The sequence below is a fragment of the Brevundimonas sp. TWP2-1 genome, assembly GCF_049897645.1.
GTDB lineage: Bacteria > Pseudomonadota > Alphaproteobacteria > Caulobacterales > Caulobacteraceae > Brevundimonas.
In genome coordinates this window covers 811,525-834,815 of sequence record NZ_JAFCWR010000002.1, presented here as the reverse complement: position 1 = coordinate 834,815, position 23,291 = coordinate 811,525, and the positions used below count along the sequence as shown (strand labels likewise).

At 69.1% G+C, this 23,291-nt stretch carries 24 protein-coding genes and 1 pseudogene; 12 read left to right on the top strand and 13 right to left on the bottom strand.

All coding sequences use genetic code 11. The features are described from left to right. Positions 1–23 precede the first annotated feature (23 nt). From ACP7BH_RS14445 to ACP7BH_RS14435, 3 genes are all read left to right on the top strand, one after another. Positions 24–2,876: an SEL1-like repeat protein gene (locus tag ACP7BH_RS14445; RefSeq protein WP_425986321.1), complete on the top strand. Its 2,853-nt coding sequence runs from the start codon at positions 24–26 to the stop codon at positions 2,874–2,876. Positions 2,877–2,975: 99 nt separating this feature from the next. Continuing rightward, positions 2,976–3,899 carry a sulfite exporter TauE/SafE family protein gene (locus tag ACP7BH_RS14440; protein WP_346495768.1) on the top strand — a complete coding sequence of 308 codons (924 nt, stop codon included), beginning with the start codon at positions 2,976–2,978 and terminating at the stop codon, positions 3,897–3,899. Continuing rightward, complete coding sequence (locus ACP7BH_RS14435; RefSeq protein ID WP_425986319.1) at positions 3,899–4,708, top strand: TIGR02186 family protein; 810 nt, start codon at positions 3,899–3,901, stop codon at positions 4,706–4,708. Before ACP7BH_RS14440 ends, ACP7BH_RS14435 begins: the two co-directional genes overlap by 1 nt. On the opposite strand, the gene gluQRS is transcribed toward ACP7BH_RS14435, so the two are convergent. The 3 genes from gluQRS to ACP7BH_RS14420 are packed head-to-tail and all read right to left on the bottom strand — an operon-like array spanning position 4,692 to position 6,091. Further along, on the bottom strand, positions 4,692–5,552 hold the full coding sequence (gene gluQRS / locus ACP7BH_RS14430) for a tRNA glutamyl-Q(34) synthetase GluQRS (protein WP_425986317.1): 861 nt from the start codon (positions 5,550–5,552) through the stop codon (positions 4,692–4,694). The genes ACP7BH_RS14435 and gluQRS overlap by 17 nt on opposite strands. Before the next feature lie 3 nt (positions 5,553–5,555). Beyond that, positions 5,556–5,846, bottom strand: coding sequence for a type II toxin-antitoxin system RelE/ParE family toxin (locus ACP7BH_RS14425; protein ID WP_425986315.1), 291 nt, complete (start codon positions 5,844–5,846; stop codon positions 5,556–5,558). Next, complete coding sequence (locus ACP7BH_RS14420) at positions 5,843–6,091, bottom strand: type II toxin-antitoxin system ParD family antitoxin (RefSeq protein WP_372692345.1); 249 nt, start codon at positions 6,089–6,091, stop codon at positions 5,843–5,845. The genes ACP7BH_RS14425 and ACP7BH_RS14420 overlap by 4 nt, the downstream gene beginning before the upstream one ends. A 112-nt stretch (positions 6,092–6,203) precedes the next feature. On the opposite strand from ACP7BH_RS14420, the gene ACP7BH_RS14415 reads away from it, so the two are divergent. The 4 genes and pseudogenes from ACP7BH_RS14415 to ACP7BH_RS14400 all read left to right on the top strand — a co-directional run bounded on the left by ACP7BH_RS14415 (position 6,204) and on the right by ACP7BH_RS14400 (position 8,611). Further along, the gene (locus ACP7BH_RS14415) at positions 6,204–6,854 is read left to right on the top strand and encodes a DNA-3-methyladenine glycosylase family protein (RefSeq protein ID WP_425986312.1); all 651 of its coding nucleotides are present in this window, start codon (positions 6,204–6,206) and stop codon (positions 6,852–6,854) included. Then, positions 6,851–7,510 (top strand): trimeric intracellular cation channel family protein, encoded by a 660-nt coding sequence (locus ACP7BH_RS14410; protein WP_135193898.1) that lies wholly within the window; start codon positions 6,851–6,853, stop codon positions 7,508–7,510. The genes ACP7BH_RS14415 and ACP7BH_RS14410 overlap by 4 nt, the downstream gene beginning before the upstream one ends. Positions 7,511–7,513: 3 nt before the next feature. Further along, a pseudogene (locus tag ACP7BH_RS14405) lies at positions 7,514–7,911 on the top strand (ASCH domain-containing protein). A 139-nt stretch (positions 7,912–8,050) separates the two neighbouring features. Next, complete coding sequence (locus ACP7BH_RS14400) at positions 8,051–8,611, top strand: HNH endonuclease (protein WP_159848721.1); 561 nt, start codon at positions 8,051–8,053, stop codon at positions 8,609–8,611. Here the strand turns inward: ACP7BH_RS14400 and ACP7BH_RS14395 are convergent. From ACP7BH_RS14395 to ACP7BH_RS14375, 5 genes are all read right to left on the bottom strand, one after another. After that, entirely contained in the window at positions 8,608–9,072 is a 465-nt protein-coding gene (locus ACP7BH_RS14395) for a hypothetical protein (protein WP_425986309.1), read from the bottom strand. The genes ACP7BH_RS14400 and ACP7BH_RS14395 overlap by 4 nt on opposite strands. Before the next feature lie 93 nt (positions 9,073–9,165). Beyond that, positions 9,166–9,918, bottom strand: a complete 753-nt coding sequence (pdeM, locus tag ACP7BH_RS14390; RefSeq protein WP_425986307.1) for a ligase-associated DNA damage response endonuclease PdeM — start codon at positions 9,916–9,918, stop codon at positions 9,166–9,168. Then, positions 9,915–12,425 (bottom strand): ligase-associated DNA damage response DEXH box helicase, encoded by a 2,511-nt coding sequence (locus ACP7BH_RS14385; protein WP_425987080.1) that lies wholly within the window; start codon positions 12,423–12,425, stop codon positions 9,915–9,917. The genes pdeM and ACP7BH_RS14385 overlap by 4 nt, the downstream gene beginning before the upstream one ends. Further along, on the bottom strand, positions 12,413–12,850 hold the full coding sequence (locus ACP7BH_RS14380; protein WP_425986305.1) for a type II toxin-antitoxin system VapC family toxin: 438 nt from the start codon (positions 12,848–12,850) through the stop codon (positions 12,413–12,415). Before ACP7BH_RS14380 ends, ACP7BH_RS14385 begins: the two co-directional genes overlap by 13 nt. Beyond that, entirely contained in the window at positions 12,847–13,086 is a 240-nt protein-coding gene (locus ACP7BH_RS14375) for a hypothetical protein (protein ID WP_425986302.1), read from the bottom strand. The genes ACP7BH_RS14380 and ACP7BH_RS14375 overlap by 4 nt, the downstream gene beginning before the upstream one ends. 96 nt (positions 13,087–13,182) lie before the next feature. On the opposite strand from ACP7BH_RS14375, the gene ACP7BH_RS14370 reads away from it, so the two are divergent. The 5 genes from ACP7BH_RS14370 to hisC are packed head-to-tail and all read left to right on the top strand — an operon-like array spanning position 13,183 to position 19,388. Beyond that, positions 13,183–16,038, top strand: a complete 2,856-nt coding sequence (locus tag ACP7BH_RS14370; RefSeq protein ID WP_425986300.1) for an ATP-dependent DNA helicase — start codon at positions 13,183–13,185, stop codon at positions 16,036–16,038. A gap of 1 nt (position 16,039) precedes the next feature. Next, positions 16,040–16,513 (top strand): Cys-tRNA(Pro) deacylase, encoded by a 474-nt coding sequence (gene ybaK, locus ACP7BH_RS14365; protein ID WP_425986298.1) that lies wholly within the window; start codon positions 16,040–16,042, stop codon positions 16,511–16,513. Between the two features lie 33 nt (positions 16,514–16,546). Continuing rightward, a complete protein-coding gene (locus ACP7BH_RS14360) occupies positions 16,547–17,599 on the top strand; it encodes a DUF2125 domain-containing protein (RefSeq protein ID WP_425986296.1) in 1,053 nt (350 codons plus the stop codon). Beyond that, positions 17,599–18,285 (top strand): hypothetical protein, encoded by a 687-nt coding sequence (locus tag ACP7BH_RS14355; protein WP_425986295.1) that lies wholly within the window; start codon positions 17,599–17,601, stop codon positions 18,283–18,285. Before ACP7BH_RS14360 ends, ACP7BH_RS14355 begins: the two co-directional genes overlap by 1 nt. A 14-nt stretch (positions 18,286–18,299) precedes the next feature. Beyond that, a complete protein-coding gene (gene hisC, locus ACP7BH_RS14350) occupies positions 18,300–19,388 on the top strand; it encodes a histidinol-phosphate transaminase (RefSeq protein WP_425986293.1) in 1,089 nt (362 codons plus the stop codon). Positions 19,389–19,433: 45 nt separating this feature from the next. Here hisC and ACP7BH_RS14345 read toward each other — a convergent pair whose 3' ends face one another. The 5 genes from ACP7BH_RS14345 to ACP7BH_RS14325 are packed head-to-tail and all read right to left on the bottom strand — an operon-like array spanning position 19,434 to position 23,254. Further along, positions 19,434–20,219 carry a MipA/OmpV family protein gene (locus ACP7BH_RS14345; protein WP_425986290.1) on the bottom strand — a complete coding sequence of 262 codons (786 nt, stop codon included), beginning with the start codon at positions 20,217–20,219 and terminating at the stop codon, positions 19,434–19,436. Positions 20,220–20,269: 50 nt separating this feature from the next. Continuing rightward, positions 20,270–20,983 (bottom strand): lysophospholipid acyltransferase family protein, encoded by a 714-nt coding sequence (locus ACP7BH_RS14340; RefSeq protein ID WP_425986288.1) that lies wholly within the window; start codon positions 20,981–20,983, stop codon positions 20,270–20,272. Beyond that, a complete protein-coding gene (locus ACP7BH_RS14335; RefSeq protein ID WP_425986286.1) occupies positions 20,983–21,642 on the bottom strand; it encodes a YdcF family protein in 660 nt (219 codons plus the stop codon). Before ACP7BH_RS14335 ends, ACP7BH_RS14340 begins: the two co-directional genes overlap by 1 nt. After that, a complete protein-coding gene (locus ACP7BH_RS14330; RefSeq protein WP_425986284.1) occupies positions 21,639–22,547 on the bottom strand; it encodes a cell division protein FtsX in 909 nt (302 codons plus the stop codon). The genes ACP7BH_RS14335 and ACP7BH_RS14330 overlap by 4 nt, the downstream gene beginning before the upstream one ends. Next, positions 22,544–23,254, bottom strand: a complete 711-nt coding sequence (locus ACP7BH_RS14325) for a cell division ATP-binding protein FtsE (protein WP_425986282.1) — start codon at positions 23,252–23,254, stop codon at positions 22,544–22,546. The genes ACP7BH_RS14330 and ACP7BH_RS14325 overlap by 4 nt, the downstream gene beginning before the upstream one ends. Between the last annotated feature and the right edge of the window lie 37 nt (positions 23,255–23,291).

The window sequence follows — 23,291 nt, the reverse complement described above, 5'->3', positions numbered from 1 at the left end:
TGTATGGGTCGGGAGCCGAATCAGTGAGCGCTGCAGCGCCTTGGAGCGTTAAGGGAATCGATCCCAAGGCCCGTGAGGTCGCAAAAGACCTTGCGCGTCGTTCCGGCATGACGCTGGGCGAATGGCTCAACTCCATGATCATGGAGGACGAGGAGGAGGGCTACGCCACCCTGCCGCGTCGCTCCCAAGCGTCCGAATACGAACGCCGCAACCGCAGCCGCCGTCTCGACGACGCCTATGATGTCGCCGAAGACAACGGGCATCGGGTCAGCGCCTCCATCGATGTAATCGCCGCGCGGCTGGAAGCCGCCGAACGTCGCTCGACCGTCGCCATCCAGGGCGTGGACCAGGCGGTTTCCGGCCTGATGCGTCGCCTGGACGGCCAGGAGGCCGAGGCCCAGGGCGCCGCGCGCCGTATCGACGACATCGCCGAAGAACTGCGCGAGGGCCACCGCCGCCTGCGCGCCTTCGAACGCGACACCGGCCCGCTGACGCAAGAAGCATTCGGCAAGGTCGAGGCCTCGCTGGGCGCCCTGACCGGCCGTCTGTACGACATCGAGGAACGCCAGCGTCTGGGCGTCAACGACCTGCGCGAGCGGATGGAGGCGGTCGAAAAGGCCGCCGGCCCCGGCGTCGGCACGGAAATGCTGGCCCAGGTCGGCGCGCGTCTGGACGAGGCCCAGAACCGCACCACCGAAGCGCTGAAGACGCTGGAACGCTCGTTCGCCGAGCTGGATCAGCGGATGCGGTCGGCCGAGAGCCGGGTTGAACCGGAAAGCGCGCGCGATCTTGCACGCTTCGAAAAGCTGGCCGAAAGCCTTTCGCGCCAGATCGAGAACAATCGCGCCGAAATGATGCAGCGTCTCGACGCCGCCGAAACCGGCGCGCGCATCGACCGCATCGAACGCGCGGTCCAGGCCGTCGGCGACCAGATCAAGGCGTCCGAGCAGAAGGGCGCCGTGGGCCTTGAGGCCATGGGTCGCGAAGTCCTGCGCATCGCCCGCAACCTGAACGCCCGCGTCCAGAAGGTCGAAACCGACAGCGACGGTCGCACCGACGCCGTCGCCCGCGCCGTGACGGAAGCTGTCGGCCAGACCATCGAGACAGAGGTCGCACGTCGCGCCGGTCGTCTGGACAAGGAGTTCGCGCGTCACGTCGATCGCGTCGATCAACGCCTGACCGCCAGCGACGACCGCCACGCCATCGCGCTGGAAAAGCTGGGCGGCGAGATCACCCGCATCTCGGACCAGCTGAGCGACCGCATCGCCCAGTCGGAGCGCCGCTCGCAGCAGGCGCTGGAAGACATCGGCCGTCGCCTGTCGGAAAGCTCGGACAAGATCGAGCAACGCTACGACCGCGCCTCGGGCGAACTGGCCGAGCGGATGCGGATGAGCGAAGAGCGCACCGCCCGTCTGCTGGCCGAGGCGCGCGAGAGCATCGAGACGCGAACGCCTTCGGCCATCCGCGACAAGCCGCTGGACAACGAACCGTCGTGGGCTCCGTCGCGCGCCGTTCCTGAACGCGCTGCGCCGGCGCCGATACAGTCGGCCTCGGTCGATGGCGACTGGCGCGCGGCCGCCTTCCCCGACGAGACCTTCACCGACCAGGACGCCTGGTCCAGCGATCCGGTCACGCCCGAAGTCGCCGCCGCCTCGCCCTTCCCCGCGACCGCCTTCGCCGAACCCGAACCCGAGCCGGTCGCCGCCGAGGTGGATGAGGCGCCGTCGCGCCAGGTCGATCCCGACGGCGTCGAACCCATCATCCAGCCCTTCAGCGGCTTCGGCGGGGCCGATGTCGAGGACGCGCTGGAAGCGACCTCGCCCGGCTTCTCGACCGCCTCGACCGAGAAGCGCGCCGCGCCTGTTCTGGACGCCGACGACGACGATTTCGGCGGCGAGACCGAGTTCGTCGATCCGCGCCAGCTTCGCGCCACGATGGGCGCTGCGGCCGCCGCCGGTCGCGCCTCGGCGACCCGCAGCACCATCGACGCCGCCCGAGCCGCCATCACCGCGCCGCCCGAGCCGGAACCGGCGCCGCGTTCGGGCTTCGGCCTCAAGCGGGGCGGCAAGTCCAAGCTGCAGGAGCGGCTGGACAGGCAGGCCGCCAAGGACGGCTCGACCGTCAAGAAGACCTTCCTGGCCTCGGTCACGGCGGTCGCCCTGACCGGCGGCGTCTATGGCTATCTGTCCCTGACCGACGGCGGCGCGCCGGACTTCGACCTGCCGAACTTCGGCGGCGACGCCCAGGCCGCCGGACCCGCCATGCCTCTGGCCGCCTCGGCCGTGACGCCGACCGGCGTGCGGCCGACCTTCGACCTCGCCGGTCCCGGCGCTGCCGACTACGAAGCCGCCATCGGCAAGCTGGAGGCCGGCGACAACTCCGGTCTGGACGCCATGAAGCGCGCCGCCAACCTGGGTTACGCGCCCGCCCAGACCTATCTGGGTCAGCTCTATCTGGACGGCGCCAACGGCGTGCCCGCCGACCCGGCGCTGAGCCGTCAGTGGGGCCGTCGCGCGGCCGAAGGCGGCGATCCGCGTGGGATGCATCTCTACGGGATGCAGCTGTATGAAGGCGACGGCGGCGCGACCAATCAGGCCGAGGCCCTGACCTGGCTGCTCAACGCCGCCGAGCGCGGCCTGCCGGACAGCCAGTACAATGTCGCGCGCATCTACGAGACCGGCGCCGACGGCGTGGCCAAGAATCCGACCGAAGCCCTGAAGTGGTACATGATCGCCGCGCGCGGCGGCGATTCCGAGGCCCAGGCCGCCGTGACGCGCCTGCGCCCGACGGCCACCGCCACGGCCCAGCGCGCCGCCCGCACCGCCGCAGACGCCTTCGTGGCCCACTCTCAACCCGCGTCGCAGGCGACGGGGTAGATTCACACGCGCCGGGCGGCTATCGGTCGCCCGGTCGTTGACGACCCTCGCTGCCGCCTGACGGCGATCCTTTAACCGCTCCAGCCGAAGGCGCGTCCTTTGGACATCTATCTGCCGATCGCCGAGGTTTCGGTGAACTGGCCGACCCTGGTGATCCTGGGGGCGGTGGTCGGGTTCGTGTCCGGCCTGTTCGGCATCGGCGGCGGCTTCCTGATGGCCCCGATCCTGGTCTTCCTGGGCATCCCCCCGACCGTCGCCGTCGCCAGCCAGGCCAGCCACGTCGTCGCCTCCTCGACCTCCGGCGTCATCCGCTATGCTGGGGCGGGCGCGGTCGATTTCAAGATGGGTTCGGTCATGGCGGCCGGCGGCGCGGTCGGCGCCCTGGCGGGGGTCGAGCTGTTTCGATACCTGCGCCTGCTGGGCCAGGCCGACCTGGTCGTGGCCGTCTCCTACCTCGTCTTCCTGGGCGCCATCGGCGTGCTGATGCTGAACGAGAGCCTAACCGAAATCCTGCGTCGTCGTCGGGGCCTGCCTGCGCCGCACAAGCAGCGTCGGCGGCCGATGTGGCTTTACGGCCTGCCGCTGAAGATGAAGTTCCCCAAGTCGGGTCTGTACATCAGCGCCCTGCCGCCGTTCGGCCTGGGCGTCTTCGCGGGCGTGCTGTCGGCGATCATGGGGGTCGGCGGCGGCTTCATCCTGGTGCCGGCCATGCTGTATATCCTGCGGATGCGGGCGGGCGCGGTGGTGGGGACCAGCCTGTTCCAGATCATCATCACCACCGCCATCACCACCATCCTCCAGGCCGGGCGAAACCAGACGGTCGACATCGTCCTGTCCACCATCCTGCTGCTGGGCGGGGTGGTTGGGGCGCAGATCGGCGCGCGGTTCGCCGGTCGGTTCCGCGCCGAGGAGCTGCGGGCGGCCCTGGGGCTCATCGTGCTGCTGGTCGGGATCCAAATGGGACTGGACCTGTTCGTGCGGCCCAACGACATCTTCATGATCGCCCCAGGGGTCGCGGACTGATGCAGGCGCTGCCCCCTCCTCCGCCCGCCATGACGGCGCCGGCTCCAGATCGGTCGGAGGCGACGACGGGCGAACTGCGCGTCGCCGCCGCCCTGACCGACGCCCAGGTCCGGGTCGATTCCAGCTTCACGGGCGCGTCCATCGTCCTCTATGGCGCGGTGTTCAATCCCACGGACGAACCGGCCGATGTCGTCGTGGTCGTGCGCGGGCCCGACGCGCCGATCCGCCTGGTCAAGAAGACCCGCACCTCGGGCGTCTGGCTGAACAGCCGGCCCGTGCTGTTCGAGGGCGCGCCCGGTTTCTACATGACCGCCTCGACCCGCCCGCTCAGCGACATCGCCGACTTCGGCCAGCTGCGTCGCCTGGGCGTCGGGGTCGATCACCTGCGCATCGACGCGCCGGAGGAAAGCCGCACCGTCACCCGCTACGGCGTGCGCGACGTGGTCGTCAGCCGGCTGGGCGACGACTATCTGGACTGGCGCCGCGCCGTGATCCGGCTGAAGGAGGCCGCCGCCCTCTACAATACGGATTCCCAGGGGGTCGAGTTCGTCGACCGGGGCCTGTTCCGCGCCGAGGTCGAACTGCCCACGGTCGCTCCGACCGGTAAATATTACGCTGAGGTCTGGCTGTTCCAGAATGGCGAGCCTCAGTCGGTGTCCAACCTGACGCTGACGGTCGAGAAGGTCGGGCTGGAGCGCGACATCTACGAGTTCGCCCACCGTCGTCCCTGGCTTTACGGCGTCCTGTGCGTCGTGCTGGCCGCCCTGACCGGCTACGGCGCCTCGCGCATCTTCAGCCGCCGGAGCTGAAGCCCAGTTCGGCGCACAGGGTTTCGGCCGCCAATCCGCCCGCTCTCAACTCTGTCAGAGTGACCGAGCGATCCCGCTTGGCGTAGCGCCGCCCGTCCGGTCCCGCCAGCAGCCGATGATGGCGATAGGTCGGCGACGGCCAGCCCATCAGCGTCTGGATCAGCCGCTGCACATGGGTCGCCTCGAACAGGTCGTTGCCGCGAATGACATGGGTCACGCCCTGCAAGGCGTCGTCATGCGTCACGGCCAGATGATAGGCGACGCCGGCATCCTTGCGCGCCAGCACTACGTCTCCCGCCGCCCCGGGATCGACGGCGACGAGACCGGTTTCGCCGTGCGGACCCTCGCCCTCCTCGACGAAGCTCAGGCCGGTCCAGACCGTCTCGCCCAGCGCCTCGCGCGCCCGATCCAGCGACAGCCGCCAGGCGAAGGGCGCGCCGGAGGCCAGCAGCCGCGCCTCTTCCTGTGCCGGATGCGGGCCGGGCCGCACCGATTCCATCGCCCCGTGCGGCGCGTCGCCGATGCCGTTCAGGATCTCCTTGCGCGTGCGGAAACACCGATAGAGCAGGCCGCGTTCTCTCAGGCCTTCGATCACGGCGGCATAGTCGTCGAGATGATCGGACTGGCGCCGCACCGGCGTCTCCCAATCCAGACCCAGCCAGGCCAGATCCTCCAGAATGCCTGCCTCATATTCGGGCCTGCACCGCGTCGGATCGATATCCTCGATCCGCATCACGAACCGCCCGCCCGCCGCCTTCGCCGCCCACCAGGCGATCAGGGCAGAGAACGCATGGCCCTTGTGCAGGCGGCCGGTGGGCGAGGGGGCGAAACGGGTCGTGGACACGGCTCAGTCTTCGTCCGTGTCCAGCAGATGCGTCCAGTCGCGGGCGGCGTGAAGTATGCGGACGATCTCGACATCGGCCGTCACCCTATAGAAGATCAGATAGCTGCCCTCGGGGCGCTTTCGCAGATCGGCGATGCCGGCCTCTGGATAGCGCCGGGGATTTTGAGCGAGCGTTTCGCAGCGTCCAAAAAGCGTCCTGACCAGTCGCCGCGCCGCGTTTTGGCTGTCCAGAGCGACATGGCCCTCAATCGAAGCCAGGTCGCGTAAGGCGGCGTCGGCGAGCCGAACTCTCATTCGCCCTCGGCGGCCCACCGGGCCTCGAACGCAGCGCGGGCGTCTTCGAGCGGGGTTAGCCGTCCGGCATCGGCGTCGGCGATTCCTTCCTCCAGCTTGCCCAGCAGGGCCGCCAGTCGGGCCTCATGCTCTTGCACCAGACGGACGCCGGTGCGCAGCACCTCGCTCTTGGAGCCGTATCGGCCGTCGCGGACCAGACGGTCCACCACCTGTTCCAGCGCACCCAGTTCGACGGTCATGGTCATGACGGCATCCTCAATCGATCAACCAATAATAGTTATTACGTCGCGCTGTCGCCAGCCGAAATCCGCCAGCGCCTCCATTTCCTTGACCGCCTGAGCAGGTCATAGGTAGGCCATGCCGCTTCAACCCACGCCCCAGGACATCGCCGCCGCGCGCGAGGCGCTGGTCGCCGCCGATCCGGCCATGGCGCGGGTGCATGCGCAGACGCCGGCCTTCGAATGGCGGCTGCGGGTCGGCGGGTTCGAGGGGCTGTTTCGCATGATCGTGGAGCAGCAGGTTTCGGTGGCCTCGGCCGCCTCGGTCTGGGCGCGGCTGCGCGAGGGGATGGGCGGGATCACGCCTGAGCTGTTGCTGGCGCACGACCTGGACCAACTGCGTGGCATGGGCCTTTCGCGGCAGAAGGCGACCTATGGCCAGGGAATCGCGCGCGCCCAGCTCGCCGGCGAGATCGATCTGGAGCATCTGGCCAGTCTGGACGACGAAGCGGCCATCGCCGCCCTGACGGCGCTGAAAGGCGTGGGGCTGTGGACGGCCGAGGCCTATCTGCTGATGTGCGAGGGTAGGCTGGATGTCTTCCCCGGCGGCGACGTGGCGCTGCAGGAGGCGATCCGCTGGGCCGACGGCGCCGAGGTGCGACCCGATCAGAAAGCCGCCTACGCCCGCGCCGAGGTCTGGCGGCCCTATCGCGCGGTGGCGACCCATCTGCTGTGGGCCTGGTACACGGGCGTGAAGCGCGGCGAGATCGTTCTGGAGGCTGCGCAATGACCCCGCTCGATCCCGTCCTGACCGAACCCCTGCGCAATCCCCAGACCGTGCTGTCGGCGCTGGACTTCGCCGGCGTCGCGGTGTTCGCCGCGACCGGCGCTCTGGCCGCCGCCCGCGAGAAGCACGACGTCGTCACCTTCGCCTTCTTCGGCGCCATTACCGGCGTGGGCGGCGGAACCCTGCGTGACCTGTTGCTGGGCCTGCCGGTCTTCTGGGTGCAGGACTGGCGCTATCTGGCCGTCTGCCTGTTCGCCTCGACGGCCCTGTGGCTGGTAGGCCAGCGCGACTGGCGGTTCCGCGCTCTGCTGTGGCTGGATGCAGTAGGCCTAGCGGCCTATGGCGTCATGGGCGCAGCCAAGGCCGAGGCGGCGGGCGCGCCGGCCCTGATCTGCATCGTCATGGGCACGCTGACGGCCTGTTTCGGCGGGGTGGTGCGCGACACATTGGCGGGTCAGCCGTCGATCCTGCTGCGGCGAGAGATCAACGTCACGGCGGCCATATTGGCGGCGACGGTCTATATTGCGCTGCGCGCGCCCGGCATGCCGATCTGGCCGGCCGCCATCGTCGCGGCCCTGTGCGGTTTCCTGTTACGAGCCGCCGCCCTGCGCTGGGGCTGGACCCTGCCGGGCTTTCCCACCCATGCCAGTCGGGCCTAGGTCATGAGCGAAATCCCCGCCGCCTATCGCGACGCCCCGCGCTGGCCCTTCGGCGACAGCCCGGAACTGGCCGACGAACTGCTGGCCCTGGTGCTGGCTGGCGGCAAGCGCGCCACCTGTTCGTCTCTGGCGGCGTGCGAGGCCGACATCATGCCGACCGTCGGCGAGGTCAGCGTGATCCTGGATGGCGCGGGCGCGCCCCGCTGCGCCATCCGCACGACCGAGGTCGAGATCATGGCCTTTGAAGACGTCGGAGAGGACTTCGCCCGTGCGGAGGGGAGGACGATCTTAGCTATAAATGGTGGCGGGACGCGCACGAGGCCTATTACCGCCGCGAGGGCAGTTGGGCGCCGGGCATGAAGGTCGTTTGCGAGCGGTTCGAACTGGTCGAGATTTTCTGAGGCCTCGTCACGAAAACGCTGCACTCTGGTCATGGCGATGAGCGGGAATCAAGGGTAGGCTGTCGCTGCAAGACTAGGGAAGGAGACGTGTCCTCACCTCTGTCGCCTCAATATCCCCCCGTCCGCGCGGGAGGGCCTGATGCAGGTTCTCCATCGACCGCCCTCCGGTTTTCCCGCCCTGGTGCTGAACGCCGACTTCCGGCCGCTGTCCTACTATCCGCTGTCGCTCTGGCCGTGGGAGGAGGCGGTTAAGGCGGTCTATCAGGACCGCGTGGATGTGGTGTCCCTGTATGACAAGGTCGTCCGCTCCCCTTCGATGGAGATGCAGCTTCCCAGCGTGATCGCGCTGCGCAGCTATGTGGACCAGGACCGCAACCCCGCCTTCACCCGCTTCAACGTCTTCCTGCGCGACGGTTTCGCCTGTCAGTACTGCGGAGAGTCGAAGGATCTGACCTTCGACCACGTCATCCCCCGCTCGCACGGCGGCCGCACGACCTGGGAGAACATCGTCGCCGCCTGCAGCCCCTGCAACCTGGCCAAGGGCGGCCGCACCCCGCGCCAAGCCATGATGCCGATCCGCCGCGAACCCTATCGCCCCAACGCCTGGCAGCTTCAAGATGCGGGCCGTCGCTTCCCGCCACATTACCTGCACCAGAGCTGGCTGGACTATCTCTACTGGGACATCGAGCTGGAGCCCTAAAGGCGCTGGACGGCGTTCACGGGGGACGGGCCTGTCGAGGCGCGGCGGCGGCGCAGGCGGCGGTCCAGACGGTCGATCTCGGTCAGGGTCAGGTCGGGATGGCGGCGGAACGATTGGCGCAACTGTTCAATGCGTCCGGGCGCCCAGGCGGCCGTGACGCCTGCCGCGCCGGCCAGGAAGTCGATGATGGAGACGCTGCGGCCGGTCAGGGCTTGCAGCAGTTCGACCCCGAAGGCGGCGGCAATGACGTACAGGGCCAGGTCGTCGCGGCGTTGGCTGGGCGCGATCAGGAACAGTCCGCTGGCGATGCCATAGAAGGCGATGACGTGCGCGGCCTTGTCGTTCAGACCGAAGACCTGCTCCAGCCCCTGGAACGGTCCCAGCATCAGGACGGCCATCCCAAGCGCCGCCAGGGCGAAGCCGAGGCGTGCGGCCATGACGATGCGGCGGGGCGTGAGCATGAGGCGGCGTCCGTGATCCTTGATCCGCCGTCATCCTGCATCGCCATCCGCCAAGATGCGGTGAAGCGACGTGCTGAACGGTTTACGAACGACCTATCGCAGCACGTCCCAGGCCAGGGCGTGGACCCGGTCCCGACCAAGGGCGGCGGCGAGGGGCGGGGCGGCGAACAGATCGGCGATGGCCGGATCGCGCACGTTCAATCCGCCGGTGAAGGCGCCGAAGGCCGGAAGGATGATGCGCGATCCGTCCGTGACGAAACACGGCCGCCGCACGCCGCGTCCATAGGCGGCGACGCGCGCGGCGGGATGCAAGTGTCCCGCGACCTCGCCGCGCCGGTCGTCTTTGGCCGTCAGCGGTTCCGGCTCATGCGTCAGGCGAAGCGGGCCCAGGGCCATGTCGCCGATGACCCGACCGGGCAGGCGGGCCGCCGTGTCTGCATCCCGAGCGAGCGCCTCGCGGTCATGATTGCCCTCCAGCCACAGCCAGTCGCGCCCCGCCGCCAGCCGGTCCAGCCGCGCGCGGTCGTCGGCGGCCATACGGGAAATGGCCTTCGTGTCATGGAAACTGTCGCCCAACAGCACGACCACGGCCGGGTCCAGTTCGGCGATCTCGGCCTCAAGCTTGTCCAACGTCGCGCGGCTGTCATAGGGCGGAAGCAGCTGTCCGCGCACGGCGAAGGCGGACCCCTTTTCCAGATGAAGGTCCGCAACGATCAGGGCGCCGTGCGCCGGAACCCACATGGCCCCGGAACAGCGTAGCACGCAAGCTTCGCCCGCGATCCGCACGCTCAACGACCCGCAGGTCTTGCGGGCAGGGGACAGGGTGAGGCGCAGGGCGGCGTTCATGCGGCCTCGCCGGGTTCGGCGTCGTCCATGACCTCTGCGATCAGCAGGTCGGCGCTCTCGTCCAGGATCATTTCGGCGGCGTCTCCGCCCACCCGCTCGCGTCCGATCTGGACCAGAACCGGCACGCAGAAGGGCGAGGGTCGCGTCAGGGGTTGGTGGCGAATTCGACCCTCGATCCGCGCCAGCATCTGGCCCAGCCGCGCCACGTCGAGCAGGCCCGAGGCGGCGTCGGCGCGGGCGGTCTTGAGTAGCAGATGGTCGGGTTGGTGGCGGCGCAGCACGTCGTAGATCAGGTCGGTGGAAAAGGTCACCTGGCGGCCGGTCTTCTCGGCTCCGGGCTGGCGACGTTCGATCAAGCCCGAGATCAGGGCGCAATTGCGGAAGGACCGCTTCATCATGAAGCTTTCCTCCAGCCAGGCCTCCAGATCGTCGCCCAGCATGTCCGACTGGAACAGGGCGTCCAGATCGATGCCGTCCATCGGCTTGATCGACCAGATGGCCAGCGAATAGTCGGTGACGACGAATCCCAGAGGCCCGACGCCCATCCGGTCCAGCCGCCGCGTCAGCAGCATGCACAGGGTGGTGTGGGCCAGATTGCCTTCGAACGGATAGGCGACCAGGAAATGCCGGCTGCCGCGCGGAAAGGTCTCCACCAACATGGATTCCGCATTGGGAATGACCGAGCGGGTCTCCTGAAGCTCCAGCCATTCCTGCACGTCGGGCGGCAGGACGCGCCAGTGGTCGCGGTCGTGGATCATGGTCCGCACCCGGTCGGCCAACGAGGTCGACAGCGGGAACTTCGACCCGCCCCAGGACGGGATCTTGGGATCCTTGTCGTTGGCGTGGGTGACCAGGGCGTCGGTGCCGGTGATGCCCTGGAACGCCCAGACCTGGCCGGCGAACAGGAAGGTGTCGCCGGGTGTCAGCTGTTCGAAATACCACTCCTCGGCCTCGCCCACCTTGCGCCCGCCGATCAATTGGCGGGACGCCCCGCCCCGGCGGCTCGCGACCCGGACGTTCAGGGTGCCGGCCGAGACGATGGCCCCGACGTTCATGCGGTGGCGCTGGGCGATGTGCTGGTTGCGCACTTTCCAGCGGCCGTCTTGCGTGCGCACGATTCGCGCGAACCGGTCATAGGTCCGCAGCGCGTATCCGCCGGTGGCGACGAAATCGACCACCTCCTCGAACTGCTCCCACGTCAGGTCGCGATAGGGGCCGCAGCCGACGATCTCGTCATAGAGGGCCTGCATGTCGAAGGCCTCCGAACAGGCCACGCCCATCACATGCTGGGCCAGGGTGTCGAGCGTTCCGATATGGACGGGCTCCCAGTCGAAGGCGTTGTCGGCCACCGCCTCGCGCGCGGCTTGGCACTCAAGCATCTCGAACCGGCTGGCGGGCACCAGCAGGGCGCGTGACGGCTCGTCCAATCGGTGGTTGGCGCGGCCAATCCGCTGGACCAGGCGGCTCGATCCTTTCGGCGCCGCCATCTGGATGACCAGGTCCACATCGCCCCAGTCGATGCCGAGATCCAGCGTCGAGGTGCAGACCACGGCCCGCAGGTCGCCGCGCGCCATCGCCGCCTCGATCTTGCGCCGCTGTTCGGCCGCCAATGAACCGTGGTGCAGGCCTATGGGCAGGTTCTCGTCGTTGATCGCCCACAACTGCTGGAACACGAATTCCGACTGCCAGCGGGTGTTGACGAAGATCAGCGCCAGGGTCGAACGCTGGATCGCGGCATAGACCTCGGGGATGGCGTGCTGGCCCGTATGGCCCGCCCACGGCACCTTGCCCTCCGAGATCAGGACGTCGATGACGGCGGGCGCGCCGGGGTCGCCACGGACCAAGCTCACTCCTTCTCCCGCAAGGGGAGAAGGAAGTCTGGGCGCCAGCCACCCCCGGATCAGATCGGGATCTTCGATGGTCGCGCTCAGACCCACCCGCCGCATCCCCGGCGAAAAGCTCTGCAACCGCCCCAGCCCCAGCGACAACAGATCCCCCCGCTTGCCGCTCCAGATCGCATGCACCTCGTCCAGCACCACGCATTTCAGATCGGCGAAATAGGCCCGCGCGCCCTCCCAGGCGCAGAACAGGGCCAGTTGCTCGGGCGTGGTCAGCAGGATGTCGGGCGGAAAGTCGCGCTGACGCTGACGCTTGGATTGTTTGGTGTCGCCGGTCCGCGTCTCGACGTGGATGTTCAGCCCGATCTCGCGGATCGGCGTCATCAGATTGCGCTCGACGTCGGTGGTCAGGGCCTTCAGCGGCGACAGATACAGCGTATGCACCCCCGACCCCGGCCCGGTCGCCGGCCTGGGCCCACGCTCCGCCAGTTCGATCAGACTGGGCAAAAACCCCGCCAGCGTCTTGCCCCCGCCGGTCGGGGCGACCAGCAAGGCGTGCCGGCCCGCTTCACCCGCCGCGATCATCTCCAGCTGATGCCGCCGAGGCGACCAGCCGCGCGACGCGAACCAGTCGGCGAATAGGGGCGGAAGGGTCGTCACACGCTCCACGGCGACAGCAGACGGCAACCGCTATGTTCGAAGTGGCGAAGATTTCGGGTCACCAGGGTCAGATTGTTGGCGAGCGCGGTCGCGGCGATCAATTCGTCGATCAGCCCCACGGTGATCCCGCTTGTTTTGTAGCGCTCGGCCAGTATGGCCCACTGTTCTGCGACTGCGAGATCCACGGCGAGAAGCCGGTCACTGTAGTCTTCGACCATCTCCGCGATCCTTCGTTCGATCACCTCGCGTCTCGGACCGGGCGCCAGTTTCATTGCGCCACGCCGCATCTCCCCCAGAGACAGGACGCTGATGTACAAGGTGTCGTCGAGTTCTTCCGGCAGCGAGACGACCGTATCCAGCCAATCGAGAAAGCCCTCATTGGGTCGGGACTTTAGCGTTTCGCTGATCGCATTGGTGTCGAGCAGATACTTCAAAAAGAGAAGTCTCGGCTGGGACGCGGATCGCGCTCAATCTCGACGTCGTCAAGCCGGGGACCGGTCAGCAGCCACTCCTTGAAGGTGGGCTTGCGTTCGTTCAATCGCCGGAATTCCGCCTCGGCGACCAAGGTCACGCGGCCGTGCCCGGCGACGTCCACCGTCTGCGGGCCTTCGACCTCGATCTTGGCAGCCATGGCGACCAGCCAGTCCGTGGGATCAATCGGTTTGTTCACGGCGATCTCCTCGTTCCATCGACATATATAACTGTGTGGCGGTCGAAACCAGATGTTCCCGTTCCGTTTCAGCCCCGAGGTCGCTATCTATCGGTCGTGTCCGACGAATCCGTCATTGCTGAAACCCGCCTGACCGGCGCCGAGCCGTGGCTGGCCCTGCCGCCGGCGCTCGCCACGCCGCCGGGCGCGGGGGCGGTGTGCGACGACGCGGGGGCGAGGAAGATCGGGCGTGGCGCGGCCGAGGGGTTCTTCAGCGCCGGGCCGGTCATGGTGGCGCACGCCTCGCTGACGGCGCGACGGCTGGGGCTGACGCCGCCGCCGAGGTCGGCCGAGCTGATGGATGTGCTGGAGCTTTACGCCTTCGTGCGGCCGGCGCGGTTCTGCGCCCCGTCGCCGACGGGCTTGGCCCTGTCGCTGGGGCTGGCCGAGCCCAAGTCGGCGGAGGAACAGGCGGCGGCCCTGCGCGAGGCGGCGGGGCTGTTGCTGCGCGAATTGGCGCAAGCGGCCTATCCCGAGCGTGAGGCCGCCTATGTCCTGGCCCTGACGATGCAGCGGGCGGGCTGGGCCTGGGGCGAGCGCGTGGTTCAGGCGCTGGAGGCGGGCGGCGTGCGGGCGCGCCAGCATCGCGGGTCGGGCCTGGACGTCTGGTCGCGCCTGACGGAATGGGAGGACGAGGCGCCGCGCGGCGAGGCGGGATCGGCCCCGGTCGACAGCGAGAGCGCGCGCATCCGGCTGGAGAAGCTGCTTCAGGCCTCGGGCCTGGACGAGACGCGGCCGACCCAGTCGGACTATGCGGCCGAGGCCGCATTCGCCTTTTCGCCGCGTAACGAGGAAGGGCGGCCGCGCGTGCTGCTGGCCGAGGCGGGGACCGGCACGGGCAAGACCCTGGGCTATCTGGCGCCCGCCTCCCTGTGGGCCGAGCGGAACCAGGGGGCGGCCTGGATCTCGACCTATACCCGCGCCCTGCAACGCCAGATCGACCGCGAGAGCCATTCGCTTTGGCCCGATCCGGCCGAGCGCAAGAAGAAGGCGGTGATCCGCAAGGGGCGCGAGAACTATTTGTGCGTCCTGAACCTGCAGGACATGGTCCAGGCGGCCCAACTGGGGAACGGCGACCTGATCGGCCTGGCCCTGGCCGGGCGATGGGCCCTGCATACGCGCGACGGGGACATGACCGGCGGGGACTTCCCCGGCTGGCTGCCGGGCCTGTTCGCCATGCCGGCGGCCCATGCGGCGGGGGCGGCGAACCTGGTGGATCGGCGCGGCGAATGCGTCCACGCCGCCTGTCCGCACTACCGTAGCTGTTTCGTCGAGAAGACCATTCGCGCCAGCCGCCGCGCGGACCTGGTCATCGCCAACCACGCCCTGGTCCTGACCCAGGCCGCCTTCGACGGCGCCCGGTCGGCGCGGGGGCAGAAGCAGGACGGCGAGACGGCGGCCCTGAAGCGCATCGTCTTCGACGAGGGCCACCATCTGTTCGACGCCGCCGACAGCGCCTTTTCCGCCTGTCTGTCGGGCCAGGAGGCGGCCGAGCTGCGCCGCTGGATACGCGGGCCGGAGGGGCGGGGGCGTCGCGGGCGGGGGCTGGAACAGCGGCTGGGGGACATGGTCGGGGACAATGAGGCGGCGCTGAAGGCGCTTCAGGACGCCATCCGCGCCTCCGCCGCCTTGCCGGGCGAGGGGGTGTCGGGCCGCGTCGCGCCTGCCTCGGGCGAGGTCAATCCGATCGGCCCGATCGAGGCCTTTCTGGCGGCCGCTCTGGATCAGCTGCGGGCGCGCACGGCCGAGACCAACACATACGGCGGGCCGGAGTTCGGCATGGAGTGCGCGCTTAAACCGGTGACCGATCCTGTGGCCGAAACCGCCCGTGCGGCGGCGCAGGCTTTGGCCGCTATCGAGGCGCCGCTGCTAGCCTTGTCGCGGCATCTGGAGGACATTCTCGACGACGAGGCGGCCGAACTGGATGGGTCGCAACGGTCCCGCATCGAGGGGGCCTTGCGGGGCCTGGACCGGCGCGCGCGCATGACCCTGCCGGGCTGGCGCTCGATGCTGGCGGCGCTGGAGGACGGGGGCGATCAGCCCGATCCCGATTTCGTCGACTGGCTGTCGGCCGAGACGGCGTTCGGCCGCATCCACGACGTGGCCCTGCGTCGTCATTGGATCGATCCGACCGTGCCGCTGGAGGCCGCCGTGATCGTGCCGTCGCACGGGGTGCTGGTGACCTCGGCGACCCTGTCCGATCCGATGCAGGAGGACCCGTTCGATCTGGCGCGGATGCGGACCGGATCGGCCCGTCTGATCGATCCGCCGCGCACCCTGAAGGTCGAAAGCCCGTTCGACTATGCGACCAACAGCCGGGTCATCGTCGTCAACGACCTGGTCAAGGACGATCCGCGCCAGACGGCGGCTGCGATGCGTGAACTGTTCCTGGCGGCCGGGGGCGGGGGGCTGGGCTTGTTCACCGCCATCCGTCGGCTGAAGTCGGTCTATGAGCGGCTGGGGCCGGATCTGGCGAGGTCGGGCGTGCCTCTGTATGCCCAGCACGTCGATCCGCTGGAGGTCGGGGCGCTGGTGGACATGTTCCGGGTCGAGGAGAACTCGTGCCTGCTGGGCACCGATGCCGTGCGCGACGGGGTGGACGTGCCGGGTCGGTCCCTGCGGGTCCTGGCCTTCGACCGCGTGCCGTGGCCGCGACCTGACCTGCTGCACAAGGCGCGGCGCGAACGGCTGGGGGGCAAGGGCTATGACGACGCCCTGGCCCGCGCCCGCATCGCCCAGGCTTTCGGCCGTTTGATCCGACGCGGCGACGACAAGGGGGTCTTCCTGATGCTGGACGCCGCCACGCCGACACGCCTGTTCGCCAGCCTGCCGCCGGGAACCGAGGTCCAGCGTATGGGCCTGGCCGATGCGGTGGAACTGACCCGCAGCTTCCTCAACCCCGAGACGACCTGAGATGTCGAGGACCACGCCCGCGACGGTCGCCCTGAAGAAGGCCGGCGTCGCCTTCGACCTGTTTCCCTATGACTACGATCCCGATGCGCCGCGCGTGGGTTTGCAGGCGGCCGAGGCGCTGGGGATTGCGCCCGAGCAGGTGTTCAAGACTCTGATGGTCATGGTCGACGGCGCGCCCGTCTGTGTCATCGTGCCGTCCGACTGCGAGGTCAGCATGAAGAAGCTGGCGGCGGTGCTGGGCGGAAAATCGGCCCAGATGATGAAGCCCGCCGACGCCGAACGGCTGACCGGCTACAAGGTCGGCGGCGTCAGTCCCTTCGGTCAGAAGAAGACCGTGCCGACCGCCATGGACGAGACGGCCATCCTGTTCGATCAGGTGCTGATCAATGGGGGGCAGCGCGGGCTGCTGCTGGGCGTCGCGCCGGACGAGGCGCTGCGAGCGACCGACGGCTTGCTGGCCGACCTCACCGCCTAGAACGGCTTGAAATGGCGCGCTATAGGATCGCGCATGACCGACACCACCAAGCGACCCAGCCGCAAGGGCCTCTATGCGCCCTTCATCCTTGTGCTGATCGCACTGGCGGCCTGGACCGGCTGGTGGGTCTTTCTGACGCGCCAGATCGACACGCGGCTGGAGGCCCAGGTCCAGACCCTGCGTCACGACGGCTGGGACGTGCGGTTCGCGGGCAAGACGATCACAGGCTGGCCCTTCCGCGCCCGTGTCGGCCTGACCCAGCTGGTAGTCGAGACGCCGTCGGGTCACGCGATCAATGCGGCCGAACTGAACGCCGAGGCCAATGCCTATCAGCCGACCAAATGGGTGGTCGTGGCGCCGCAGGGGCTGATGCTGACTCGCGCCGGCAAGGGCGAGGTCGCGGTCAAGGGCGACGCCATCCGCATGAGCGCCAGCGGCATCGACCAGCGCTGGCCCAATCTGGCGCTTGAGATGGTCAATCCGGTCTTCACGACCCAGACCGGCGCCGAACCCTTCCCCATCGCTCGCGCGGCGCGGATCGAGCTGTACGCCCGACCGCATCTGGAAGGCTCGACCACGCCGACCGACGACGTCGATGTCATGTTCCGACTGGTGGACGGGCAGGGCCGCGCCGACGGCCCCGTCGAAGGCTTCGCCCAGGACGGCCGCCTGACCACCCAGCTTGAGGCCGTGATCGGCCAGGCCAGCCTTTTGAAGACGGGCGGCGACGCGGCCGGGGTCTTCTCGGCCTGGACGAAGGCGGGCGGCACGTTCCGCAATGTGCGCGGCGACCTGCAGGCGGGCGACAGCCGCGCAACCCTCAGCAGCGACGTGTTGCGCGCCGATGCGAACGGACGGCTGACGGGACAGGTCGAACTGCAGGCGCAGAAACCTCTGCCCGCGCTGGCCGGTCTGATGGCGACGCGACAGGGGCCGGTCAACCGGATCGGCGCGGCCGGAGCCGCCGCTGCGGCGGGCGCGGCCGAAGCGACGGGCCAGGAGCAGCTTCCCTTGACGCTGGTGTTCCGCGACGGTCGCACCTGGCTCGGCCCCTTCCCCTTGGCCCCGGCGCCCAAGCTGTTCTGATGGCCCTGCTGGACGAACCCGAGACGAACGAGGCCCTGCTGGCGCTGGACCGCGCCTTGGTCGAGGCGGTGCGCGCGCGGGTCGCGGCCGGGCCGCGCGACCGGGCCGACGCCTCGGCCATCGCCCTGCGTCAGTTGCTGGAGGGCGCATCGCCCGCCGAGGCCACGGCGGTCAAGGCGGTGTGGGGGCGGCTGGAGGTGGCGACAGGCACGTCTCTGATCGTCTGCGGCGGATTGGCCCAGGCCTTGGCGACGGACCGCTACGGCCTGGGCATTCGGCCCATGTCGGCCGACGAGGCGTTGAAGGCGGTCGAGGCCGGCGCGCGCGCGGTGATCGATCTGACGCCCGACCGGCCGTGGTGGGGGCGGCTGCTGGCGCGGCCTGAACTGAGGATTGTCGCCGCCCTGCCCGATGACCGGCGCGGACGGCCCCAGGCCTTTGTGGTGTCCAGGGAAACCTCCGGCCCGACCGGCGACGACCGCAGCTTCTGGGTCACTGACAGCGGCTGGTCCGAGACCAAGATCGTCGATGCCATGGGCGAGGCCGGACTGGTCGCCGATCCGCTGGCGGCGGCGGGCGGCTTGAAGCTGTTCGTGCTGACGGGCTATGTGCAGGCCGAGGACGGGCGGCTGAAGACCGCGCCCGGCCGCCTGAACGGCGTCATCGGCGCCGCCCCCATCTTCTGAAATCAAGGCTTTCCATGACCGACGCGCCCGCCCCCAAGCCCGGCATCCTCGACATCGCCCCCTATGTCGGCGGCAAGTCGTCCATCGCCGGCGTCGCCGAGCCGATGAAGCTGTCCTCGAACGAGAATATGCTGGGCGCCGGCGAAAAGGCGCGCGCCGCCTATGAGGCCGCGATCAAGAACATCCACATCTATCCCGACGGCCGCGCGACCAAGCTGCGCGACGCCGCAGCCGAGATCCACGGGCTGGAGCCCGAGCGGCTGATCTTCGGCAACGGCTCGGACGAGGTCTTCGCCCTGCTGAACCAGACCTATCTGACGGCCGGCGACAACATCGTCTGCGGTCAGTACGGCTTCCTCGCCTACCGGATCAGCGCCCTGGGCTGCGAGGCCCAGGTCAAGCTGGCGCCCGAGCCGAACTTCAAGGCCGAGGTCGACGCCCTGTTGGCCCAGGTCGATGACCGGACCAAGATCGTCTATGTCTCCAACCCGTCGAACCCGACCGGCAGCTACAATACCGGCGAGGAAATCCGCCGCCTGCACGCCGCCCTGCCGGCCCACATCATCCTGGTCGTGGACGAGGCCTATGCGGAATATGTGACCGAGGCCGACTGGGAGACCGCCTTCCCGCTGGCCCGTGACGCCCAGAACATCGTCGTCACCCGCACCTTCTCCAAGATCCACGGCCTGGGCGGTTTGCGCATCGGCTTCGGCTATGCGCCGCTGAAGGTCGCCGAGGCCATCGACCGCATCCGCCTGCCGTTCAACGTCTCGGTGCCGGGGCTGGACGCCGCCACCGCCGCCCTGTTCGACGAGGCGCACCAGACGGCGTCGCGCGACCTGGTCTCGAACTGGAAGCCGCGCCTGACCCAGGCCCTGCGCGGCTTCGGCCTGGAGGTGCTGCCCAGCGCCGGCAACTTCGTGCTGGTGATGTTCGACGGGCCCGAACGCGCCGCCGCCGCCAACGAATACCTCAACACCAAGGGCATCATCGTGCGCCCGGTCGGCGGCTACGGCCTGCCCCAGGCCCTGCGCATCACCATCGGCACGGAAGACCAGAACCGCGCCGTGATCGATGCGCTGAGCGAGTTCGCGGCGACCTGATTAAAGCAAGGGACGGCGGCCGCATCCACGGCCGCCGTTCTGTCATCAGCCGCCGAAGCGGCGGGCGAAGAAGACGCCCGTGCGGATCGTGTCGTCTTCCTGGGACAGCGGGCTGTCGGCGACGTCGCCCAAACGGCGTTCGTAGTTGACCAGAGCGCCCGCGCCCCATTTGTCGCCGATCGGAACCAGCAGCACCAGACTGGCGCCCGCGCCTTGCAGGCCGCTGCCCGGCGAATAGGCGTCGATGCCGTTGCGCGCGGCGTCGGCCGTGCTGACGCCGTAGTAGGTGTCGGCCAGCTTGGCGTCGCCGCCGCGGGCATAGACCGAGGCGTTCAGCAGACCGATCGGCGTAACGCGTTGATGGCCGACCGAGGCGTAGTATTCGGTGCCTTCGCTGACGTCGGTCACATCGCGGCTGACCCGGCCGCCGACCACGATGTTGCCGGGCAGGCGCTTGTAGGCATAGGCGGCGAGATCGGCGCCGAAGTCGGGACGATCCAGGTCCAAGCCCTCGATGTCTTCAGGCGAGAAGCGCGGGCGCAGCTGCAGTCCGGCGCGGAAGTCGTCGGTCTTGATCGCGTTCCAGCCCAGGCCGTCGATGGCGTTCACATAGACGACGTCGCGATAGTTGGCCGACACCCACGGCACGACCGTGGTCTGGGATCCCGTGTCGCCGCCGCTGTCCTTGCTGTAGAGGGCGCCGACGCCCAGATCGACAGTCCAGCCCTGGGGGGCAGGACGAAGCTGCTCATAGGGTTGCGACTGGGCGAAGGCGGAGCCGGCGAAGGCGCAGGCAGCGGCGGTCGTCAGGGCGAGGGTACGCAGGAACATACGGGGAGGTTTCCTAAAAAGACGAAATCGGAAGCCCTCATACGCCCCAGCTAGGCCTTTGGCTCCAACAGGGCCAACGAAGCCGTCTCGATGCGACTTTCCAGCAACGCCATCATGGCCCCGCGTTTCAGCCCGGCCGGGATCGGCTCCAGGAATTCGAACACGACCTTGCCCGGATAGCGGCGGAAGCCGTGCGCCGGCCAATGGACGCCGGAGTTGGTGGCGACAGGCCAGCAGGGGCCTTCCAGATCGCGATAGATGGCGGCGACGCCGGGTTTGTAATCGCCGGGAACGCCAGGGTCGTTGCGGGTGCCTTCGGGGAAGATGACGATCTGGCGGCCTTCGGCCAGGCGATCGTGCGCCTGACGGGTCATGTCCTTCAGCGCCTTGGCGTGACCGGCGCGGTCCACGGCGATCATCCTGGCCTTCCAGGCGAACCAGCCGAAGAAGGGCAGGGGCATCAGCTCCTTCTTCATGATGAAGCAGGCGTCCGGCAGCACGGCCAGCAGGGCCACGATGTCCAGCATCCCCTGGTGTTTGGACGCGATCAGGGCCGCGCCGGACGGGGCGTGCTCCAGCCCGCGCACCTCGACCTTGACCCCGGCGATCCAGCGCAGGCCGAACAGCACGATCTTCGCCCACAGCTTGCACACACCCTGAACATAGCGGTGCGGCGCCAGAAGGATGGGCGACAGGCCGATGGCGATGATCGGCATCGACAGATAGAGCCAGGCGGTGAAGAGCAGGGAACGCAGGGTGTTCACTAAGGCGCGGCCTTTTCGTCAGGAGACGTGTCGGTTAAGGGCGTCACGGCGTCGCCTTCCGTGTCGGCGGGCCGGTCGCGGGTGATGCGACGCACGCCCTCACGACCCAGGACGGCGAGATATTTCATATACTCCAGCGTCATGCGCCGCGCCGTCACCGCCGCCCGCCACCAGCGGACATTGTCCAGCGACGGGGTGGAGATGGCGTAGGGCGTCAGTTTCACGCCCGGCAACTGGCCCCGGATTTCGACCAGCGAACGCGGCATATGATAGTCGGAGGTGACCACGATCAGGCTGCGATAGCCCTTGGCGCGGGTCCAGGCGGCGATCTCCTGGGCGTTGCCGACGGTGTCCTCGGCCTCGAAGCCCAGATCGACGCAGCAGTTGAACAGGCGGCTTGAGCCGGGCGTCAGCTCACGCAGTTCGCGGCGACGGACCTCGCGGTTGACGCCCGAGATCAGCACCCGCTCGCCCTTGCCCTGTTCCAGCAGGCGGATGGCGGTGTTGACCCGTTCGGACGAGGGACCGGTCAGGGCGACGATGGCGTCGGCGCGCGCGGGATCGTCGGCCGGCGTCAGCTCGCGCACCCGATGCGCAAAGGCGAACAGGCCGACCAGCCAGATCAGGGCCGCGATGGCGATGACGCTCAACAGTCTCATGCGCCTCCTCCATCCTTGCCCGAAGCCAGCACTCGCATAGAGGCGAATCTCGCGGCGAGAACCGCAACCGTAGCCGCGAGCAGCGGGCATGGCGAGAGCAGCGCAAGGTCGCTCCAGGTGATCGGCAACGCCGCCGACAGCCCGTCCGATCCGCCCAGGAACCTCAGGAAGGCCAGCAGGATCGCCGCCAGCCCGGCGCCGATCGCGCCCGCGCCCGCCGCCATCAGACCGAATCGCCGCTGGAACAGCCAGGCGATGGCCCCGTCCGTCGCCCCGTTCAGGCTCAATGTCTCGATCACGCCCTGCCCGGCCGCCAGACCCGCGCGGGTCGCATAGGCGATGGCGGCGGCGGCGGCGAAGGCGATGGCCAGGAAGGCGGCGCCGGCCAGGGCCGTGATCAGGGCGGCGGACCGCTCGACCTCGCCGCGCCACAGGCTGTGGTCGTCCACCGTCGCGTCCAGCCCGGCCTCGGCCAGGGCGCGGCTTAGGGTCACGGCGCTGGCCGGCGCCTGGGCGTTCAGCCTGACGGTCACTAGATGGGGCAGGGGCAGATCGGGCAGGACCGCGTCGCCCAGCCAGGGCCGCAGCAGATCCTCGGCCGCCTTGCGGCTCAGGGCGGCGGCCTCCTCGACCCCATCGACGCTCGACAGGGTTTCGGCCGCGCGGGCGGCGGCGGTGTCGCCGGTCTCACCGACGCTGGGGCGCACCTGCACCGTAGCCTCGGCGCCCAACTGTCTGGCCCAGCCGTGCGCGGCGCGATCCGCAGCCGATGCGGCGACGGCGGCGAGGCACGCCAGGAAACACAGGACCGCGATGACGGTCATCAGCCAGGGCTCGCCGGCGGCGGCGGGCGGCAACAGGCCGGGGCGGCGGCTGGACAGGCTGAAGTCGGACAGGCGGATCATGCGGCGGCCCGCGACGGTTCGCTCAGACGCCCGGCGTCCAGCCGCAGGACGCGCGCGCCCGACCGCTGGGCCAGGGCGTCGTCATGGCTGGCGATCAGGACCGTGGCCCCCAGCTTGTTCAGCGACTGGAACAGCCGCAGCAGCTTGTCGGCCATGACGGCGTCCACGCTGCCCGTCGGTTCGTCCGCCACGATCAGGCCGGGCCGGGTGATGACGGCGCGGGCGATGGCCAGCCGCTGTTTCTCGCCGCCGGACAGGGCCGGGGGGCGGGCGTCCATCCGGCGGCCCAGGCCGACCCATTTCAGCATCTCCTGCACATCGGCGGCATAGTCGGCCTCGGATCCGCCCGCCAGGCGCAAGGGCAGGGCGACATTGTCGAAGGCGGACAGGTGATCCAGCAGGCGAAAGTCCTGGAACACTACCCCCATGCGCCGTCGGAAGGCGGGAATGTCGCGGCGGTCGATGCGCGTGACATCCGATCCAAACAGGCGGATGCTGCCCGTTCGGGGTTGGTCCGCCAGCGTCAGCAGGCGCAGCAGCGAAGACTTGCCGGCCCCGGACGGCCCGGTAAGGAAGTGGAAAGAGCCACGCGGCAGAATGAGGTTAATGTCGCTCAGCACGTCGGGCGCGCCTGCATAGCCGAAACCCACCCCCGACAGGCGGGCGGTCTCGGACACGGGAGCGGAATCGGCGGGCGAGGACGGCATGGTATGTGTTTCAGGAACAGGGCGCGGCGTCGCGCCT

Excerpts from the sequence above, each read along its gene's own strand:
- ACP7BH_RS14435 (WP_425986319.1), top strand. The coding sequence starts at position 3,899 with ATGCAGGCGCTGCCCCCTCCTCCGCCCGCCATGACGGCGCCGGCTCCA.
- ACP7BH_RS14425 (WP_425986315.1), bottom strand. The coding sequence starts at position 5,846 with ATGAGAGTTCGGCTCGCCGACGCCGCCTTACGCGACCTGGCTTCGATT.
- ACP7BH_RS14420 (WP_372692345.1), bottom strand. The coding sequence starts at position 6,091 with ATGACCATGACCGTCGAACTGGGTGCGCTGGAACAGGTGGTGGACCGT.
- ACP7BH_RS14415 (WP_425986312.1), top strand. The coding sequence starts at position 6,204 with ATGCCGCTTCAACCCACGCCCCAGGACATCGCCGCCGCGCGCGAGGCG.
- ACP7BH_RS14410 (WP_135193898.1), top strand. The coding sequence starts at position 6,851 with ATGACCCCGCTCGATCCCGTCCTGACCGAACCCCTGCGCAATCCCCAG.
- ACP7BH_RS14400 (WP_159848721.1), top strand. The coding sequence starts at position 8,051 with ATGCAGGTTCTCCATCGACCGCCCTCCGGTTTTCCCGCCCTGGTGCTG.
- ACP7BH_RS14395 (WP_425986309.1), bottom strand. The coding sequence starts at position 9,072 with ATGCTCACGCCCCGCCGCATCGTCATGGCCGCACGCCTCGGCTTCGCC.
- pdeM (WP_425986307.1), bottom strand. The coding sequence starts at position 9,918 with ATGAACGCCGCCCTGCGCCTCACCCTGTCCCCTGCCCGCAAGACCTGC.
- ybaK (WP_425986298.1), top strand. The coding sequence starts at position 16,040 with ATGTCGAGGACCACGCCCGCGACGGTCGCCCTGAAGAAGGCCGGCGTC.
- ACP7BH_RS14360 (WP_425986296.1), top strand. The coding sequence starts at position 16,547 with ATGACCGACACCACCAAGCGACCCAGCCGCAAGGGCCTCTATGCGCCC.
- ACP7BH_RS14355 (WP_425986295.1), top strand. The coding sequence starts at position 17,599 with ATGGCCCTGCTGGACGAACCCGAGACGAACGAGGCCCTGCTGGCGCTG.
- hisC (WP_425986293.1), top strand. The coding sequence starts at position 18,300 with ATGACCGACGCGCCCGCCCCCAAGCCCGGCATCCTCGACATCGCCCCC.
- ACP7BH_RS14345 (WP_425986290.1), bottom strand. The coding sequence starts at position 20,219 with ATGTTCCTGCGTACCCTCGCCCTGACGACCGCCGCTGCCTGCGCCTTC.
- ACP7BH_RS14335 (WP_425986286.1), bottom strand. The coding sequence starts at position 21,642 with ATGAGACTGTTGAGCGTCATCGCCATCGCGGCCCTGATCTGGCTGGTC.
- ACP7BH_RS14330 (WP_425986284.1), bottom strand. The coding sequence starts at position 22,547 with ATGATCCGCCTGTCCGACTTCAGCCTGTCCAGCCGCCGCCCCGGCCTG.
- ACP7BH_RS14325 (WP_425986282.1), bottom strand. The coding sequence starts at position 23,254 with ATGCCGTCCTCGCCCGCCGATTCCGCTCCCGTGTCCGAGACCGCCCGC.